The following is an 18,600-nucleotide window of genomic DNA, read 5'->3' as shown; positions in this document are numbered from 1 at the left end:
ACCTAGATTGGGACCGATGCCTTCAGGTCACTCAAATCGAGAAACTGGTCCCGCAACCGCACGAGGCCGTCGCGTTCGGATTGACCACCCGGAACGAGGCGCCGATCAGGTCGTCGACGAAATCGACTTCGGAGCCGGCGAGGAACGGCACCGAGGCGGGATCGACAAGCACCACCGCGCCCTCGCGCGCGATCACTAGGTCATCCTCGGCCTTGTCATGGTCGACGTCGAATTTGTACTGGAAGCCGGAGCAACCGCCGCCTTCGACGGAGATGCGCAGCATGGCGCCGTCGCCCTCGGTCTTGAGGATTTCCCCGATGCGGCGGGCGGCCCGCTCGCTGACGGTGATGGCAGGGGTCATGGCGTGATCTCCGGGCGTCATACCCAAATCGGTCGGGATGACGTATCAGGTATAGTTAGGTGCGCAATCCCGCGGAATCAAATGGATGAGGACTAAAAAACCGTGTCGGTCGGAATGGCTGCCCCCCGCGCGTCCTATGCCTGCGACCCCGATTCCAGCCGCGGCCGGCTGTTTGCGGAGCCGCCGAGCCGGTCGCGGAGCCCGTTCCGGCGGGATTGCGACCGGGTGATCCATTCGACCGCCTTCCGGCGGCTGAAGCACAAGACCCAGGTCTTTGTGTTCCATGAAGGCGATCATTACCGGACCCGGCTGACCCATTCGCTGGAAGTAGCCCAGATCGCCCGCGCGCTCGCCCGCCAGCTCGGGCTCGACGAGGATCTGACCGAAACGCTGGCGCTGGCCCACGACCTCGGCCATCCCCCGTTCGGCCATGCCGGGGAGCGGGCGCTCGACAAATGCCTGCGGGCCCATGGCGGCTTCGACCACAACGCGCAGGCGCTGCGGGTGGTGACCGCTTTGGAGCACCGCTATCCCGAATTCGACGGGCTGAACCTGACCTGGGAATCGCTGGAGGGCATCGTCAAGCACAACGGTCCGCTGACGGAGCCGGGCGGGGCCGCGGCCGGACCGCACCGCGAGAGCGGGCTCCCTGCCGCCATCTCCGACTTCAACCGGAAGTTCGATCTGGAGCTGTGGAGCTACGCCTCGCTGGAGGCGCAGGTCGCAGCCTTCGCCGACGACATTGCCTATGACGCCCACGACATTGACGACGGGCTGCGCGCCGGCCTGTTCGCCGTCGACGACCTCAAGGCGATGCCGCTCACGGAAGCGATCATCGCGGAGATCGACCGGCGCTATCCCGCGCTCGACGACGCCAGGCGCGGCGCAGAGCTGGTGCGCGAACTGATTTCGCACCTGATCGGCGCGGTCATGTCGGAGACCGGCAGCCGTCTGGCCGCCGCCAAACCGCAATCGGCCCACGATATCCGCCGTCACCATCAGCCGCTGGTGGCGTTTTCGCCTGGGGTTGCGGAGGAGGAGGCCGCAATCAAGGCGTTCCTGAAAATCAGGATGTACCGCCACGCGCGGGTGATGCGGGTGATGGGTGAGGCGGAGGCGATCCTGTTCGACCTGTTCGCGCGCTACCAGGCCTCACCGGGCGACCTGCCGGCGGAATGGGTCGAGGGCAGCGAGCAGGAGAGCGAGGGCGAGCGCGCCCGGCGGATCGGCAATTTCATCGCCGGGATGACCGACCGCTTTGCGCTGATGGAGCACCAAAGGCTTTTTGACTCGACCCCGGATTTGCGTTAGGCGGCGACCATGTCCGACAAGTCAGCTTTGCCGCACCTGTTCGCCGACGTGCTCGCGCGCGTGCTGGCGGTATGCGCCGATCTCGCCGCCGAAAGCAAATGGCCTGACGGCATCGATTTCTCCCGCGTCGTGGTCGAACCGCCGCGCGAGGCGACCCATGGCGACATGGCGACGAACGCCGCGATGGTACTCGCCAGGGACGCCGGAGCCAAGCCGCGCGATCTCGCCGAGCGGATCGCCGAAAAACTGCGTGCCGACGATATGGTGGCCTCCGTCGATGTCGCCGGTCCGGGATTCATCAACCTCACCTTGAAGCCCCAGGTGTGGGCCGATGCGCTGCGCACCGTGCTGCGCGAGGGCGCGTCCTACGGCCGAAGCGCGATCGGTCGCGGCGCCAAGGTCAACGTCGAATATGTCTCTGCCAATCCGACCGGGCCGATGCATGTCGGGCATTGCCGTGGCGCGGTGTTCGGCGACGCGCTGGGCAGCCTGTTGCAGTCTGCGGGCTTTGACGTCACCCGCGAATACTACATCAATGACGCCGGCGCGCAGGTCGACGTGCTGGCGCGCTCGTCCTTCCTGCGCTACCGCGAGGCGCTTGGCGAGAGCATCGACGAGATCCCGGACGGGCTCTATCCCGGCGACTATCTGGTGCCGGTCGGGCAGGCGCTAGCCGCCGAGCATGGCGATCGGCTGAAGGCGATGCCGGAAGGCGCGTGGCTTCCGATCGTCCGTGCGAAAGCCGTCGCCATGATGATGGACATGATCAAGGGCGATCTCGCCGCGCTCAACATCAAGCACGACGTGTTTTTCTCGGAGCGGTCGCTGGTCGAAACCGGCAATAACAAGGTCACCGAAACCATCGATTTCCTGCGCTCCAAGGGCGACATCTACCAAGGCCGCCTGCCGCCGCCGAAGGGCAAGCCGACCGAGGACTATGAAGACCGCGAGCAGACCCTGTTCCGCGCCACCGCCTATGGCGACGACGTCGATCGGCCGCTGATCAAGTCGGATGGTTCCTATACCTATTTCGCCTCCGACATCGCCTATCACAGGAACAAGATCGAGCGCGGCTTCCTCGACATGATCGACGTGTTCGGCGCCGATCACGGCGGCTACATCAAGCGCATGCAGGCGGCGGTGAAGGGGGTCAGCGCCGGCAAGGCCGCGCTCGACGTCAAGGTGGTGCAGCTCGTGCGCCTCCTGCGCAACGGCGAGCCGGTGAAAATGTCGAAACGGTCCGGTGATTTCGTCACGCTGCGCGAAGTGGTTGACGAGGTCGGTTCCGACGCCGTGCGGTTCATGATGCTGTTCCGCAAGAACGACGCCGTGCTCGATTTCGACCTAGCGAAAGTGATCGAGCAGTCCAAGGACAACGCGGTGTTCTATGTTCAGTACGGCCACGCCCGCGGCCACTCGATCTTCAAGAATGCTCGTGAATTGGTTCCCGACCTGCCCGAGGATGATGTCGCCCGGTCGACCTGGCTCGCCGCCGCCCCGGTCGAGCGGCTGACCGACCCGGCGGAGCTTGACCTGCTGAAGCGGCTGGCGCTCTATCCCCGAATGATCGAGGCTGCGGCGGTGGCACATGAGCCCCACCGAATCGCTTTTTATCTATATGATTTGGCCAGCGAATTTCATGCGCTATGGACGAAAGGGCGCGATTTGCCCTATTTACGCTTCATTATGAATAATGATGCAGAGATCACAAAGGCGCGGCTGGCGATGGTCCAGGGCGTCGTTTCGGTACTAGCATCGGGGTTAGCCGTTCTCGGCGTCCACGCTCCATCCGAGATGCGGTAGCAGGGGCAAAAGTCCTCACGAATGGGGGTTCGTGAGGATATCTGGCAGGGGCCAATTCGTCGGCATGTTTCGCGGACATGGCGGCTTGGCGCTGTCCCGCAGGGGATGCATCACCACGATGGCTGATCGATATAGAGACCGACCTTTTCCCGCCCAGGAGAGCTACGATCGCCATGATCGCGGCGGCGACTCCTACGGCGCGGATCGTGTCGAGGGCGATCCGCTGGCCGAACTGGCGCGGCTGATCGGGCAAACGGACACGTTCGCGGACGCAGCCAAGGCTCCGCCACATCCGCTGCAATCGCGCGCATTGGCGCATCCGCAATATGACCTGCCCGAGGATGATCTCACCGCTGCCCCCGGCCCGCCGCGGTGGATGCAGCGCGCCCGGCACGAAACCGTCCCGCCGCCGCTGAACTACGACGAGCCCGACTATCAGCCGGCGCCGGTGCACCCCCTGCATCGATATGCGGCCCAGCATCCTCAGGCGAGCGGGGAGGACCAATACGAGTCGCCGCAATACGCCGCCGCCGAGCCGCGGCCCGACCCTTCGCGCTACGACGATGCGCTGTACGGCAAGATCGAATCCGGCGGCCAGGAATATCAACGCGATCCAGCCTATCCGGACGATCCTTACGCCTACCAGGATGACTATGAGGAAGAACCCGAGCCGAAGAAGCGCTCGACCGGGCTGATGACGATCGCTGCGGTGGTGGCGCTCGCCGTGGTCGGAACCGGTGCAGCGTTTGGCTATCGCACCTATGTCGGTTCGCCCCGTGGCGAGCCGCCGATCATCAAGGCCGACAACAGCCCTACCAAGGTGGTGCCGGCGCCGTCGGGCGGCAGCGCGCCCAAGACCCCCGACCGCCTGCTGCCGGGCGACGGCAGCGAAAAACTGGTGTCGCGCGAGGAAGCGCCTGTTGACGTCAATGTCCGATCCGGGGCTCCGCGCGTGGTGTTTCCGTCGCCGAACCTGAACGCCAGCTCGCTGCCGGTCGGCAGCGTTCCTCCTGCTGGCGCGCTGCCAGCAAGCGAGCCGCGCAAGGTCAAGACGCTGGCGGTCAAGGGCGACGCCAGTGAGAATGGCGGCGTTCCGACCAGCGCGATCGCTCCGCCGGCACGGACTGTGCCGTTATCGCGTTCCGTGACGGCCCCTGCCGCTGCACCTCCCGCCGGGCGCAATCCTGCATCGGCCAACGCCAGCGCCAATTCGCCGATTCCACTGACCCCGCAAGGCGCGCCGCCGTCCGATCCGGCGCCGACCCGGCTGGCAGCGACCAACCCGGTTCAGGCCGCCCCGTCGGCCTCCGGCGGTTACCTGGTGCAGGTCTCCTCGCAGAAGACCGAGGCCGATGCACAGGCCTCCTACCGGACGCTGCAGAGCAAGTTTCAGGCGGAATTGGGCTCCCGACCGCCGCTGATCAAGCGTGCCGACCTCGGCGAGAAGGGCGTGTTCTATCGCGCCATGGTCGGCCCGTTCAACTCGTCGGAAGAGGCGACGCAATTCTGCATGAGTCTGAAATCCGCGGGCGGCCAGTGCTTCGTCCCAAGGAATTAGCGGCGGTTTCCTTGACCCCGGTGCAGCAAGGGGCCTAATCGATCCCCATGAGCAGCCGCGCATTCATCACGGGCATATCAGGAACTCAGTTGAGCGTGGCGGAGCGCGAATTCATCCGGGGCGCGCGGCCGTGGGGATTCATCCTGTTCAAACGCAACGTCGATACCCCGGATCAGGTAGCGGCGCTCGTTGGCGAATTGCGCAGCTGCGTCGATCGCGCGGATGCCCCTGTTCTGATCGACCAGGAAGGCGGACGGGTGGCGCGGCTCGGCCCGCCGCACTGGCCGGTCTATCCACCCGGCGCCGCCCTTGGGGCGCTGTACGACCTCGATCCTGCGCTTGGGCTGCGCGCGGCTCGCTTGAGTTCACGGCTGATCGCGGCCGACCTGATCGATCTCGGCATCACCGTCGACTGCCTGCCGCTGGCGGATGTGCCGGTCGCAGGCGCCGATGCGGTGATCGGCGACCGCGCCTATGGAACCACGCCGGCCAAGGTCGCGGCAATCGCCCGAGCCGTCACCGACGGGCTGGAGCAGGGCGGCGTCCTGCCGGTCCTGAAGCACATTCCCGGTCACGGGCGCGCCGCCGCCGACAGCCATTTCAGGCTGCCGATGGTCGATACGCCCGGCGATGAACTGGAACGGACCGATTTCGCCGCCTTCAAACCACTGGCGGACCTGCCGATGGCGATGACGGCACATGTTGTGTTTAGCGCGCTTGACCCTGCCCAACCCGCGACGACTTCTGCGACAATCATCCAGAAGGTGATTCGCGGTGTGATTGGATTCCAAGGCCTGTTGATGAGTGACGATGTGTCGATGAATGCGTTGGCGGGATCGATCGCGGAACGAACCCGCGCCACCATCAACGCGGGCTGCGACATGGTTCTGCATTGCAACGGTAAGCTCGACGAGATGGACGATGTCGCGCGCGAGACGCCTGAACTGACGGGCGAGGCGATGCGGCGCGCCGGACGGGCGCTCGCCTCGCGGAAGTCGCCGCAGCCGCTTGATCGGCCGGCCGCTCGCGCTGAACTTGAAGCGTTGATGGAACGGGCAGGAACGGCATGACCGCGGAGATTCTATCGTTCGAAACCGGGCGGCCCGCCGAGGTCCATGACGGCGAGCCGTCGCTGGTGGTCGATGTCGAGGGCTATGAGGGCCCGCTCGACCTGCTGCTTACGCTGGCAAGGCAGCAGAAGGTCGACCTCGCCAAGATTTCGATCCTGGCGCTGGCCGACCAGTACCTGATCTTTATCGAGGCCGCGCGAAAAATCCGCCTTGAGCTGGCGGCGGACTATCTCGTGATGGCCGCATGGCTGGCGTTCCTGAAATCGCGGCTGTTGCTGCCTGAACCGGCGACGCCGGACGGGCCGAGCGCGGAGGAAATGGCCACGGCGCTCGCCAACCGGCTGCGACGGCTGGAGGCCATTCGCGAAGCCGCCAACCGGTTGATGAACCGGCCCCAGTTGCGGCGCGATATCTTTCCGCGCGGCAATCCGGAACAGATCGCCGAAATCCGCCACCCGCGATTTACCGCAACCCTGTTCGATCTGTTGACCGCCTACGCCGCGCAGCGTCAGCAACGCGTGCTGGCCAACGTGCATCTGGTCAAGCGCACGGTGTGGTCTCTTTCGGAGGCCCGCGCCTCGCTGGAGCGGTTGATCGGCATCGCCGAGGAATGGAGCTGCCTCGACGACTACCTGCTCAGTTACGTCGTCGATCCCTCGCAAAAAGCCACGGTGTTTGCGTCGAGCTTCGCGGCGGCGCTCGAACTGGTGCGGGAAGGCGAGATGGAGCTGAACCAGAAAGAGGCGTTCGCGCCGCTGTATTTTCGAAAGCGTCCGCCGCAAGCATCCGGAGCGATGCCCGCGCCGGGCTTGTCGGTCGAGTAAGTGGAAGGAGACCTAGCCATGGCAAGCTTGGCGGAAAAGCGCATGGATGACGCCGAGGACAGGCCGGTGGAGGCAGGCACCGAGGTCGCCGCGCGGCCCGAGGAATTGCGGCTTCTGGAAGCGCTGCTGTTTGCCTCGGACGAACCGATCGATCAGGCGGCCCTGGCGAAGCGGATGCCCGACGGCGTCGACATCAAGGCCGCCCTGGCGCAGCTGCAGGCGGAGTATGCCCCGCGCGGCGTCAATCTGGTTCGGGTCGCCAACAAATGGACGTTCCGCACGGCTGGCGATCTGTCCTGGCTGATGACGCGCGAAAGCACGGAGACGCGGCGCCTGTCGCGTGCGGCCATCGAGGTCCTGGCGATCATCGCCTATCACCAGCCGGTGACGCGCGCTGAAATCGAGGAAATCCGCGGCGTGATCACGTCCAAGGGAACGCTGGACGTGCTGCTGGAAACCGGCTGGATCCGTCCGCGGGGCCGCCGCAAGACGCCGGGCCGCCCGCTGACCTTCGGCACCACGGAGGCGTTCCTGTCGCAATTCAGCCTGGAGGCGCTGGGCGACCTTCCGGGCCTCGAGGAACTGAGGGGCACGGGGCTGCTGGACTCGCGGCTGCCGTCCGCCTTCAGCGTTCCGACGCCTTCAGACGACACGACGCTGCGTGACGACGAAGACCCGCTTGATGACGGAGATACGCTGGAACTGCTGCTTGCGCCGGCCGCGGAGCCTGAAGGGGGTGGCGGCGGCTAGGGCCCGAAAATTCCGCCCCGTTCCCGCAAGCGGGGTTAACAATCACGGCAATTAGGTCGCCGCGGCAGTGCTATGCCGTGGCCTAAGTCCTTGTTTTTGACACCTGCCGGGCCTACCTTTCGACAAAGCTTGGCCGGAAGCCGGCCGTCTCTTTTTTGGAGGGTTGCAGGATGGGTTCGCTTAGCATTTGGCACTGGATCGTCGTGATCGCAGTGGTCCTGCTGTTGTTCGGCCGCGGCAAGATTTCGGACCTGATGGGCGATGTCGCGCAGGGCATCAAGTCCTTCAAGAAGGGCCTGCAGGACGATGACAAGAATGTCGACAAGCCCGCGGAGCCGGTCAAGACCATTGATCACAATGCGCCGGCGCCTACGGCGGCGCGGACGGATGTCGGCAGCAAGGCCGTCTGAACCAGGCTTCGGCTGAAAAGTTTCGGTCGAAAAAGACGCGGGTCCGCCCCGAATCTGGCGTGGTAGGGGTTGGGGCGCGGACGCCTCGCGCGAGCGGAAGAACTCATGTTCGACATCGGGTGGAGTGAACTGGTCGTCATCGCGGTTGTCGCGCTGATCGCCATCGGCCCGAAAGAGCTGCCGGGCGTACTGCGCACGGTCGGGCAATGGATGGGCAAGGCGCGCAAGATGGCCGCCGAATTCCAGGGTCAATTCCAGGATGCCATGCGCGAGGCCGAAATGGCCGACCTCAAGAAGAGCTTTGACGAGGTCAAGGACGTCGCGACCGGGCTTGCTCCCGTCAACATCATGACTTCGCTGGAAAAGGACGTCGGCGACGCGCTGCAGATCGGCGATCTCGACAAGCCCGCCACCGACAAGCCCGCCGATCCGCAGCTGACGTCCGCGGTGGTTGAGCCGGTCGTTCCGACCACGCCCGCCGCGCCGACGCCGGCAACCTTCGCCGAGGCCGAGGCGCATGCCGCAACCTCCGAACCGATTGCATTTGCGCGCGAGGTGCAGGCGCCATCGCAAGCCGTTGCACCGGCCGCCCCTGACCTGCTCAAGGACGCCAAAGCGTCATGACCATCGAGGATATCGAGGCCAGCAAGGCGCCGTTGATGGATCACCTGATCGAGCTGCGCTCGCGGCTGATCAAGGCGCTGCTGGGGTTCGGGATCGCCTTCATCCTCTGTTTCTTCTTCGCCAAGCAGATCTACAATGTGCTGGTGTGGCCCTTCGTCTGGGTGGCGGGGGCGGAAAACTCGAAATTCATCTACACCGCGCTGCTGGAATACTTTCTTACCCAACTCAAGCTCGCGCTGTTTGGCGCCGCGTTCATTTCGTTTCCGATCGTGGCGACGCAGATCTATAAATTCGTGGCGCCCGGGCTCTACAAGCACGAGCGCGGAGCCTTCGTGCCGTATCTGGTGGCGACGCCGTTTTTCTTCGTGCTGGGATCGATGCTGGTCTATTTCGTGGTGCTGCCGATGCTGGTGCGGTTCTCGCTCGGCATGCAGCAGATGGGCGGGGACGAGGCCGCGCAGATCCAGCTGCTGCCCAAGGTCGGCGAATATTTGTCGCTGATGATGTCGCTGATCTTCGCCTTCGGCGTCGCGTTCCAGCTGCCGGTAATCCTGACGCTGCTGGGGCGGATCGGCATCATCACCTCGGTGCAGCTGCGTGAAAAGCGGCGCTATTTCATCGTCGTCGCCTTTGTCATCGCAGCCATCCTGACGCCGCCCGACGTCATCAGCCAGGCCGCGCTCGCGATACCCCTGATGGCGCTGTATGAGGGTTCGATCTTCGCGGTTCGCATCGTGGAAAAGCGGGCGGCGGCGGCGGCCAGGACCGCCGCGGGCACGCCGCCACCCGCGAGCCCGCCCCCGGAAGCCAACCCGGCCGAGTAGGGGCGAGCCCGCGCGATAATCGGCCGTCATTCCCCGCGAATGCGGGGAATCCAGTACGCCTCGGCCTCTCGATCATATCATTGATGCTCTAGAATACTGGATCACCCGCTTTCGCGGGTGATGACGGATGTGGTACGGGAAGCGCAACGATAATCGTTAGATGTCAACGCAGTGCGTGGCATTCAACGCAATCGCTCCAGGATTGAACGCCAATGCACGACATCAAATCGATCCGCGACAACCCGCAGGCGTTCGACGCCGGACTGAAGCGCCGCGGGCTGGCGCCGTTGTCGGCCTCGCTGCTTGCGATCGACGAGAAGCGACGCGCGGCGATCCTGGCCTCGGAGCAGGCACAGGCGCGGCGCAACGCGGCATCAAAGGAGATCGGCGATGCCAAGAAGGCGAAGGACGACGCCCGCGCCAGCAAACTGATGGCCGAGGTCGCCGAACTCAAGACCACGATGCCCGAACTTGAGCTTGCTGCGAAGAGCGCCGACGAGGATCTGGCGAAGGAATTGGCCGCGATTGCGAATTTGCCGCTCGACGACGTGCCCGAAGGCGCAGACGAGCATGGCAACGTCCAGCGTCATGTCTACGGAAAAATCCGCCAACACCCGTTCCCGCCGAAGCCGCATGACGATCTCGGCGTCGCGCTCGGCTACATGGATTTTGAGACGGCCGCCAAACTCAGTGGCGCGCGGTTCGTCGTGCTGAAGAAGGGGCTGGCGCGGCTGGAGCGGGCGATCGGTCAGTTCATGCTTGACCTCCATACCAGCGAGCATGGCTACACGGAGATCAATCCGCCGCTGCTGGTGCGCGACGACGTGATGTTCGGCACGGGGCAATTGCCGAAGTTCGAGGACGACCAGTTCTGGGCCGTCAAGGGCGAATCGTTTTCAGGGCCTGCCGAACGATTGAAGACCGAACGTCTCGGCTTGATCCCCACCGCCGAAGTCTCGCTGACCAACCTCGTCCGTGAATCCATCGTCGACGAAAAAGAACTGCCGATGCGGCTGACCGCGCTGACGCCGTGCTTTCGGGCCGAGGCGGGCGCGGCGGGGCGCGATACCCGTGGCATGATCCGGCAGCATCAATTCACCAAGGTCGAGCTGGTCTCGATCGCCACGCCGGAGACCAGCCGCGACGAACTTGAGCGTATGTTGTCCTGCGCGGAGGAGGTGTTGCGGCGGCTCGGCCTGCATTATCGCGTCATGACGCTGTGCGCCGGCGACATGGGATTCTCCGCGCAGAAGACCTACGACATCGAGGTCTGGATGGCCGGGCAGGGCGAAGGCGGCGCCTACCGCGAAATCTCAAGTTGCTCGGTGTGTGGCGATTTCCAGGCGCGGCGCATGGACGCCCGCTCGCGCGGACCCGACGGCAAGCCGCGTTTCGTGCACACGCTGAACGGCTCGGGTACGGCGGTCGGCCGCGCGCTGATCGCCGTGATGGAAACCTACCAGCAGGAGAACGGCGCGATCGCGGTACCCGATGTGCTACAGCCCTATATGGGCGGGCTCAAGGTGATCGAGCGCGACAAGTAGCGCAAGGCGCGGCAATGGCATTGCATCGCGACATCTATTGGATCGGCAGACAATGGGCTGTCACCGGCCACGGGATGCAGTTGATCGACCAGAAGCTGCAGGGCTTCTTCGACATCGCGATCGCGCAACTGTGGGACGATGCTCTCATCGAAACCATGCACGGCAGGCAATGGCTTAACGCGGCCGATTTCGACAAGGGCCTCGCGGTCGCGCGGACGCGGTTTCCGCAATCGCCGGATCTGGTGACGCGGCCGCCGGCGAACGCGCCGGCTGTCGTGGTCAAGCCGGACGCGCCGCTTCCGCCGGTTGCGAAAACGGCAGCGCCGAAGCCCGAACCGCCGAAGATCAACAAGCCTGAGCCACCGGCACGGGCCGCGCCGCTCCTGCGAGCGCCAGAGCCTGCAAGGCCAGATACCGCCCTGCCGCCAGCGACACCACCTGAACTTCAAATGCGGATCGAGGGCCACGCCAGGTTGGTTCGTCCCTGGAGGGTCTGGATGAAGGGGCCATCATAGGGAAGGGGGCCGGTTTGCCTCGGCTGCGATAGCCGGATAAGACGACCACAAGGCAGCCCCCGAACAAGGCCGACCCCAGCGCCAGACCGAAACGCCGGCCCCATGGCAAAAGGCGGGCTCGACCCAGAACAAAGGCATTTGACGGATGCGAATCCTCTGCACCAATGACGACGGAATCCATGCTCCGGGCCTGAAGACCGTTGAGGAGATCGCCCGCGCGCTGTCCGACGACGTCTGGGTCGTGGCGCCCGAACTCGATCAATCCGGTGTCTCGCATTCACTGTCGCTGAATGATCCCTTGCGCCTGCGTGAAGTCGGGCCGCGCCATTTCGCGGTGCGCGGGACGCCGACCGATTGCGTGATCATGGGCTCGCGCCATATCCTCGGCGAGAAGGGGCCGGACCTCGTACTGTCCGGTGTCAACAAGGGACGCAACGTCGCCGAGGACGTCGTCTATTCCGGCACCATCGCCGGCGCCCTGGAGGGTACGATTCTTGGCATCCCGTCGTTTGCCCTGAGCCAGGAATTTTCCATCGAGACCCGTCACGCGCCGCTGTGGGACACCGCGTTGAAATTCGGCCCGGACATCCTGCGCAAGGTGATCGACGCCGGCGTGCCCAGGAACACCGTCATCAACGTCAACTTCCCGGCCTGCACCCCCGACCGGGTCAAGGGCGTGCGGGTGACGCGGCAAGGCAAGCGCAATCTCGGATTCCTCAAGGTCGACAAGCGTCACGACGGCCGTGGCAATCCCTATTTCTGGATCGGCTTCGAGCGCGCCGCAATGATGGACACGCCCGCTGAAGGCACCGATCTGGCAGCCCTCGCAGCGCGCTACGTGTCGGTCACGCCGCTGCGGCTGGATCGCACGGATGAAGCGTTTTCCGCGGCGCTGACGACGACGCTGAAGTGATGGGTGCCTAGACCGGGGTACGGTTCATCGTGGATGCAATCACCTGGGCCAGCGTTTCCAACTGGAACGGCTTCTGAAGCGCCGGGCGATCACGATATTCCTGGGGAACGCCGGCAGAACCGTAGCCGGTCGCGAAGATGAACGGGCGGTTGCGCGCTTTGACCGCCTCGGCCACCGGCGTGATGACCTTGCCGTTGACGTTGACGTCCAGGATGGCGAGGTCGAATTCTGTCGATTGCGCAAGCTTGACAGCTTCGCCGATTTCGCCGGCCTCCGCAGCCACGGTGTAGCCGAGCTCCTCGAGCATGTCGGCGACCATCATCCGGATCATCACCTCGTCTTCGACGAGGAGAACGGAACAACTCGCCGGGTGCGTCGCTACCATGATGGAGTCCTTGCCCTTCCGGATCGAGATTTGCAAATAACACCTCTTGGCGCAATCGCCAGGAGCGAAGGGACGCCGGGGTGATGCCGAACTTCCTTCCCTAACGCCGGATAACGCAAGCGGTTCCCCGAGACGGAACCAGAAAGCTGTTCCTTAAGTTCGCCGACGCTATTACACCATAGCAGGCTGATGCGCAGGACGGCTTCTGAGGCATGCCACGAGATCGCCATGTCGCGAGAACCACCCGAAAAGATGATGTTCCAGCTCAACCTCCGGCGGCGGGGGATCAGCGAACAGGCGGTGCTCCGCGCCATGGAAGAGGTGCCGCGCGAGGCGTTCGTCGCTGCCGCCGACCGCGCCCATGCCTACCGTGACAGTGCGCTTGGCATTTCCTGCGGACAGACCATCAGCCAGCCCTTTGTGGTCGCCTACATGACCGAGCAGTTGCGTCTGCACCGGGATCACAAGGTGTTCGAAATCGGCACCGGCTCCGGTTATCAGGCCGCGGTGCTGTCCCGCCTGTGTGGGGACGTGATAACGATCGAGAGGTACCGGACGCTGGCGGACGGCGCCCGCGCCCGACTTGCCGAGCTCGGCTATCACAATATCGAGGTCGTGCTTGGGGACGGCCTCGACGATCCCCCGGGGACGGGCGATTTCGACCGCATCATCGTCACGGCCGCGATCGAACAGGTCCCCGAGAGCCTGCTGCAGCGGCTTGTGCCTGGCGGCATCCTGATCGCCCCCGTTGGTCCGCATCACGGCGTCCAGACGCTGGTCCGTGTCACCAGGATCGACAGCGGTTTCGAGCGCAAGGAATTGGTGGACGTTCGCTTCGTGCCGGCGCTGCCGGGGATCGCGCGCGAACTTTAGAATTCCGGATTGGCCGTTGCCGCCAACGCCTTAATCCATGGGTTAAGCGGTTGTTTACTCCGGACGTGTTTACTCAAAACAGTATTTTGTTGCGTACGAGTGAGTAACCATGTCCCCTGTCGCCGAGTTGCTTGGCTGGCGTCGGCTGCCGCACGTCGCGGTGCTGGCATTGATGTCGTTTGGCTTTGCCGGTTGCAGCGCTGACATGTCGACGCGCTTTTCCGACAGCTCCTTTTCCAATCCTTTTGCATCGCAGCGGGAATCCACCGGATCCGTGAAGGCGGCGGCCGTCGAGCGCCGCGAACTGCCGCAATATTCACGCCCACAGGGGTCCTACTCGCAATATCAGTCCCAACCTCTGCCGCCGCCGGCCGCGGTCGGTGCACCGCAGTCCCATTCAGCCGCAGGCAGGGCGGGAGGAGGGCGCGGGCTTTCGTCCTATGCGCCGCCGTCTCATCCCCCCATTGAAACCACCGCGACGGTAGCGCCGCGTTCAATAGCGGCCCGGCCACCAGCGCAGGGCGGCACCACCATCATCGTCGGCACCAGCGACACGCTCGATATCCTGGCGAAGCGCTACAATGTCTCGAGCGCCGCGATCCTGCAGGCTAACGGCTACAGGGGCCCGCGCGCGCTCTCGCCCGGTCAGCAGCTCATCATTCCGCGCCAGACAGCGGTGGTTGCGACGCCCGCGCCGTTGGTCAGCAAGCCCCAGACGGCCGCCGTCGCATCGTCGAGCATCCATGTCGTCAACCGCGGCGACACGTTGACCAGCATCGCGCGCCGTAACGAGGTGCCGGTTGCGGAACTCGCCAGAGCCAACAATCTCGATCAGTCGGCCAGGCTCAGCCTCGGCATGAAGCTCACGGTGCCGGGGTCGAAATCCGCGACCGCCGCGCCGCTCGCCCAGCCCGTCGCCGCAGCGCAGGCCCAACCGGTTGAGACAGTGGCGGCACCCGCTACCAGGCTCGCCGCGGCCGGCGGCCAACCGCAAAGCGCGCGGCTGGCGCAGGCAACCACCAATGTCGCCGAAGAGAAGCCCGTCGTCGAAGCCGCGTCGGTGAAGTCCGGCGAAGCCACCGGCGCGTTGCCGACCTTCCGCTGGCCGGTGCGCGGCAAGGTGATCACGAGCTACGGCGCCAAAACCAACGGCAAGGCCAATGACGGCATCAATCTCGCGGTGCCGGAAGGCACGCCGGTCAAGGCGGCGGAAGATGGGGTCGTCGCCTATTCCGGCAACGAGCTCAAGGGTTACGGCAATCTCATTCTGGTTCGGCACTCCAACGGTTATGTCACCGCATATGCCCATGCGAGTGAACTGCTGGTGAAGCGCGGGGACACGATCAAGCGCGGCCAGATTATTGCCAAGTCAGGTCAATCGGGAGAGGTGGGGTCGCCGCAGCTCCACTTCGAGATCCGCAAGGGATCTTCCCCGGTTGACCCGCTTCAATTCCTGAACGGGGCTTGAGGCGCTCATAGCGTCCCCATCAGCAATTGTCTTCGCCCGCGAAAGCGCGCGATCCAGTATCCCAGAGGCGCTTATGGTAGGCTGAGCGGCTGCGGCGTACTGGATTCCCCGCCTTCGCGGGGAATGACGGCGGGTGTTTGTGTAAGCGGCCTGCTCTCGCAAGCCCGGTCCCTATCTCCCCGCCAGCCTGACCCCGAGCCTTCCGGCCAGTTCCTGCGTGAACTGCCAGGCGACGCGGCCGGAACGGGAGCCGCGCGTGGTCGACCATTCCAGCGCCTCGCGCTCCAGCTCCGTTTCGGCAATCCTGATGCCGAAATGGCCGCAATAGCCGCGGACCATCGCGAGATACTCATCCTGGCTGCAGCGGTGAAAGCCGAGCCATAGGCCAAAACGATCCGACAGCGATACTTTCTCCTCGACCGCTTCGCCCGGATTGATCGCCGTCGAGCGTTCGTTCTCGATCATTTCGCGCGCCAGCAAATGCCGCCGGTTTGAGGTGGCGTAGAGGATCACGTTGTCGGGGCGTCCCTCGATGCCACCCTCCAGCACCGCCTTGAGCGATTTATAGGATGCGTCGTTGCCGTCGAAGGAGAGGTCGTCGCAGAACACGATGAAGTGGAAATCGGCGCCGCGCAGCTGGTCCATCAGGCCCGGCAGGCTTTCGATGTCCTCGCGATGGATCTCGATCAACTTCAGCCGATCGGCCGGTTTGCGGCCGGCGTTGATGTCGGCATGGACGGCCTTGACCAGCGACGACTTGCCCATGCCGCGCGCGCCCCAGAGCAGCGCGTTGTTGGCGGGAAGGCCATTGGCAAAGCGTTCGGTGTTTTCGATCAGGATGTCCCGCATCCGGTCGATGCCCTTGAGCAGGCCGAGATCGACGCGGCTGACGCGTGGCACGGGCGAAAGGCGTCCGTCCAGGTGCCAGACAAAGGCATCGGCGGAGGCGAACGTCTCGGGGCCCTTCGCTGCGGGGGAGGTCGCGGAAAGGTGGGCCGCGATGGCCTCCAGCGCCGTCGCGATCCGCCGGGCGGTGACGTCCCCGGGCGTATCTGCCGGGCGTTTTGTCGCGGTTCTTGCAGCCCGCTGCGAGGGCGCATTGGCGGTGGCGCGATTCGCCGCTTGCGCTGGTTTTTTTTGCGGTTTTTTCGACATTTTCGGAATTCCTGACCGAGCAGCCTTATCGAGCCTTGGAACGTCTCGCAAGCGGCCTAAATGAGGGTGGCTACGTTGCAATTGGGCCAGCCGCCGCTATAGTCCGCGCGAATTTGACCGGACCGGCGATATGCCCAGGCCTTGACGCCCAGGCAGGCCGGTTCTTTCCCGTCTCACGAGGATCGTTCGAATGCTGATTACCCCTGCGTACGCCCAGGCTGCGGCCGGCGGCGATGCCAACAGCATGTTGATGTCGCTGCTGCCGTTCGTGCTGATTTTCGTCATCATGTATTTCCTGATCTTGCGCCCGCAGCAGAAGAAGGTGAAGGACCATCAGGAGCTGGTTAAGAACATCCGTCGCGGCGACACCGTGGTGACGTCGGGCGGCCTCGTCGGCAAGGTGACCAAGGTGGTGGACGACGACCAGATCGAGTTCGAGATCTCTGACGGCGTCCGGGTGCGGCAGATGCGGCAGATGATTTCGGGCGTCCGCACCAAGGGCGAGCCGGCCAAGGAAAAAACCGAAACCGCCAAGGACGAGCCGTCCGCGAGCTGAGTTTTCCGCGCCGCTCTCACGGTGCATTTTCCTGGATCTGACGGGTCAACTCGATGTTGTATTTCACGCGGTGGAAGGCGCTGGCGATCATTCTGACCGCGCTCGTCGTCTGCCTGTTCGCGGTCCCGAACTTCTTCCCGGAATCCCGGGTCAAGACCTGGCCGGTGTGGGCCCAGCGTCACCTCGTTCTTGGTCTTGATTTGCAGGGCGGCTCCTACCTGCTGCTCGAAGTCGATTCCAATTACGTCAAGAAGGAGAGGCTCGATCAGGTCCGCGACGAAGTCCGCCGCGTGCTGCGTGACGCCAAGATCGGCTATACCGGACTGACGGCGCGTGCCGAGGTGGTCGAGGTTCGTGTCAAGGAATCCGACCAGCAGACGGCGCTCGCCAAGCTGCGCGAGCTGTCGCAGCCACTCGGGGGCCTGCTCGGCTCCAGCGGGCAGCGCAACCTGGAAGTGTCCGATGCCGGCGGCGGCCTGTTTCGACTTGCCGTGCCGCAAGCCGCCATCAACGAGCGCATACGGCAGACGATCGAGCAATCGATCCAGATCGTCGAGCGCCGCATCAACCAGCTGGGTACGGTCGAGCCCTTGATCCAGCGGCAGGGCGCCGACCGCATTCTGGTGCAGGTGCCGGGGTTGCAGGATCCGACCGAGCTGAAGCGCATTCTGGGCCAGACCGCCAAGATGGAATTCCGCATGGTCGATCCGTCGGTTTCGCCGGATCAGGCCCAGCAGGGACGCGTTCCGGCCGATTCGGAAGTCCTGATGAGCGAGCAGACGCCGAAGGTGCCCTACGTCATCAAGCGGCAGGTGCTGGTTTCCGGCGGTGACCTCACCGACGCGCAGCCGGGCTTCGACCAGCGCACCAACGAGCCGATCGTGAGCTTCAAGTTCAACAGCTCCGGCTCGCGCAAGTTCGCGCAGGCGACGTCGGAGAATGTCGGGCAGCCCTTTGCCATTATTCTCGACAACAAGGTGATCTCCGCGCCGGTGATCCGCGAACCCATTACCGGCGGACAGGGTCAGATTTCCGGCAGCTTTACGGTGCAGGCGGCCAACGAACTGGCGCTGCTGTTGCGGGCCGGCGCGCTGCCGGCGCCGCTGACCGTGATCGAGGAGCGCACCGTGGGTCCCGGCCTTGGCCAGGACTCGATCGAAAAGGGCAAGCTTGCCGCCTATGTCGGCTCGATCATGGTCATCGTGTTCATGCTGCTGACCTACCGGCTGTTTGGCGTGTTCGCCAACGTAGCGGTGGCGATCAACGTCGCGATGATCTTCGGCATTCTTTCGCTGCTGAATGCCACCCTGACGCTGCCCGGCATCGCCGGGATCGTGTTGACGGTCGGTATTGCGGTCGACTCCAACGTGCTGATCTACGAGCGCATCCGCGAGGAGCTGCGCGGCGGCCGCAACGCGATCTCCGCCATCGACGCCGGGTTTACCCGCGCGCTGTCGACTATTCTGGACTCCAACATCACCACCTTCATCGCCGCCGCTGTGTTGTTCTATATCGGCACCGGCCCGGTCCGCGGCTTCGCCGTCACGCTCGGCATCGGCATCATCACCACGGTCTTCACGGCGTTTACGCTTACCAGCCTGATCGTCGCTGGTTGGGTGCGCTGGAAGCGGCCGAAAACCGTGCCGATCTAGGAAT

General features: G+C 64.5%; 18 protein-coding genes and 1 pseudogene. 16 read left to right on the top strand and 3 right to left on the bottom strand.

What is annotated here, in order from left to right:
- Positions 1-31 precede the first annotated feature (31 nt).
- Positions 32-361 carry an iron-sulfur cluster insertion protein ErpA gene (gene erpA, locus Q0D31_RS00560; RefSeq protein WP_291842208.1) on the bottom strand — a complete coding sequence of 110 codons (330 nt, stop codon included), beginning with the start codon at positions 359-361 and terminating at the stop codon, positions 32-34.
- A 102-nt stretch (positions 362-463) separates the two neighbouring features.
- Here erpA and Q0D31_RS00555 point away from each other — a divergent pair, with 102 nt between their 5' ends.
- From Q0D31_RS00555 to surE, 12 genes and pseudogenes are all read left to right on the top strand, one after another.
- The gene (locus tag Q0D31_RS00555) at positions 464-1,672 is read left to right on the top strand and encodes a deoxyguanosinetriphosphate triphosphohydrolase (RefSeq protein WP_291842206.1); all 1,209 of its coding nucleotides are present in this window, start codon (positions 464-466) and stop codon (positions 1,670-1,672) included.
- A 9-nt stretch (positions 1,673-1,681) separates the two neighbouring features.
- Positions 1,682-3,475 (top strand): arginine--tRNA ligase, encoded by a 1,794-nt coding sequence (gene argS / locus Q0D31_RS00550; protein ID WP_291842204.1) that lies wholly within the window; start codon positions 1,682-1,684, stop codon positions 3,473-3,475.
- A gap of 118 nt (positions 3,476-3,593) precedes the next feature.
- Positions 3,594-5,033, top strand: coding sequence for an SPOR domain-containing protein (locus Q0D31_RS00545; protein ID WP_291842201.1), 1,440 nt, complete (start codon positions 3,594-3,596; stop codon positions 5,031-5,033).
- Positions 5,034-5,080: 47 nt separating this feature from the next.
- Positions 5,081-6,103, top strand: a complete 1,023-nt coding sequence (nagZ, locus tag Q0D31_RS00540; protein WP_291842198.1) for a beta-N-acetylhexosaminidase — start codon at positions 5,081-5,083, stop codon at positions 6,101-6,103.
- Entirely contained in the window at positions 6,100-6,927 is an 828-nt protein-coding gene (locus Q0D31_RS00535) for a ScpA family protein (RefSeq protein WP_291842196.1), read from the top strand. Before nagZ ends, Q0D31_RS00535 begins: the two co-directional genes overlap by 4 nt.
- Before the next feature lie 18 nt (positions 6,928-6,945).
- Entirely contained in the window at positions 6,946-7,677 is a 732-nt protein-coding gene (scpB, locus tag Q0D31_RS00530) for an SMC-Scp complex subunit ScpB (protein WP_291842194.1), read from the top strand.
- A 170-nt stretch (positions 7,678-7,847) separates the two neighbouring features.
- The gene (locus Q0D31_RS00525; RefSeq protein WP_291842192.1) at positions 7,848-8,087 is read left to right on the top strand and encodes a twin-arginine translocase TatA/TatE family subunit; all 240 of its coding nucleotides are present in this window, start codon (positions 7,848-7,850) and stop codon (positions 8,085-8,087) included.
- A gap of 105 nt (positions 8,088-8,192) precedes the next feature.
- Positions 8,193-8,711: a Sec-independent protein translocase protein TatB gene (gene tatB, locus Q0D31_RS00520; protein WP_291842190.1), complete on the top strand. Its 519-nt coding sequence runs from the start codon at positions 8,193-8,195 to the stop codon at positions 8,709-8,711.
- On the top strand, positions 8,708-9,535 hold the full coding sequence (gene tatC, locus Q0D31_RS00515) for a twin-arginine translocase subunit TatC (protein WP_291842188.1): 828 nt from the start codon (positions 8,708-8,710) through the stop codon (positions 9,533-9,535). Before tatB ends, tatC begins: the two co-directional genes overlap by 4 nt.
- 212 nt (positions 9,536-9,747) lie before the next feature.
- The gene (gene serS, locus Q0D31_RS00510) at positions 9,748-11,079 is read left to right on the top strand and encodes a serine--tRNA ligase (protein ID WP_291842186.1); all 1,332 of its coding nucleotides are present in this window, start codon (positions 9,748-9,750) and stop codon (positions 11,077-11,079) included.
- Between the two features lie 14 nt (positions 11,080-11,093).
- A pseudogene (locus Q0D31_RS00505) lies at positions 11,094-11,318 on the top strand (hypothetical protein); the annotation flags it as partial.
- Between the two features lie 421 nt (positions 11,319-11,739).
- The gene (surE, locus tag Q0D31_RS00500) at positions 11,740-12,507 is read left to right on the top strand and encodes a 5'/3'-nucleotidase SurE (RefSeq protein WP_291842184.1); all 768 of its coding nucleotides are present in this window, start codon (positions 11,740-11,742) and stop codon (positions 12,505-12,507) included.
- A gap of 7 nt (positions 12,508-12,514) precedes the next feature.
- Here surE and Q0D31_RS00495 read toward each other — a convergent pair whose 3' ends face one another.
- A complete protein-coding gene (locus Q0D31_RS00495; RefSeq protein ID WP_291842182.1) occupies positions 12,515-12,892 on the bottom strand; it encodes a response regulator in 378 nt (125 codons plus the stop codon).
- Between the two features lie 255 nt (positions 12,893-13,147).
- Here Q0D31_RS00495 and Q0D31_RS00490 point away from each other — a divergent pair, with 255 nt between their 5' ends.
- Both Q0D31_RS00490 and Q0D31_RS00485 read left to right on the top strand, forming a co-directional pair.
- Positions 13,148-13,765 (top strand): protein-L-isoaspartate(D-aspartate) O-methyltransferase, encoded by a 618-nt coding sequence (locus Q0D31_RS00490; RefSeq protein WP_291846620.1) that lies wholly within the window; start codon positions 13,148-13,150, stop codon positions 13,763-13,765.
- Positions 13,766-13,874: 109 nt separating this feature from the next.
- Positions 13,875-15,233, top strand: coding sequence for a peptidoglycan DD-metalloendopeptidase family protein (locus Q0D31_RS00485; RefSeq protein ID WP_291842179.1), 1,359 nt, complete (start codon positions 13,875-13,877; stop codon positions 15,231-15,233).
- Between the two features lie 171 nt (positions 15,234-15,404).
- On the opposite strand, the gene Q0D31_RS00480 is transcribed toward Q0D31_RS00485, so the two are convergent.
- The gene (locus Q0D31_RS00480; protein WP_291842176.1) at positions 15,405-16,388 is read right to left on the bottom strand and encodes an ATP-binding protein; all 984 of its coding nucleotides are present in this window, start codon (positions 16,386-16,388) and stop codon (positions 15,405-15,407) included.
- A gap of 190 nt (positions 16,389-16,578) precedes the next feature.
- On the opposite strand from Q0D31_RS00480, the gene yajC reads away from it, so the two are divergent.
- Positions 16,579-16,944, top strand: a complete 366-nt coding sequence (yajC, locus tag Q0D31_RS00475) for a preprotein translocase subunit YajC (RefSeq protein ID WP_291842173.1) — start codon at positions 16,579-16,581, stop codon at positions 16,942-16,944.
- A 53-nt stretch (positions 16,945-16,997) separates the two neighbouring features.
- Positions 16,998-18,596 carry a protein translocase subunit SecD gene (gene secD, locus Q0D31_RS00470; RefSeq protein WP_291842171.1) on the top strand — a complete coding sequence of 533 codons (1,599 nt, stop codon included), beginning with the start codon at positions 16,998-17,000 and terminating at the stop codon, positions 18,594-18,596.
- Positions 18,597-18,600 lie beyond the last annotated feature (4 nt).

Source organism: Bradyrhizobium sp. (assembly GCF_022844465.1).
Lineage (GTDB): Bacteria > Pseudomonadota > Alphaproteobacteria > Rhizobiales > Xanthobacteraceae > Bradyrhizobium.
This window is presented reverse-complemented; position numbering and strand designations above follow the sequence as displayed.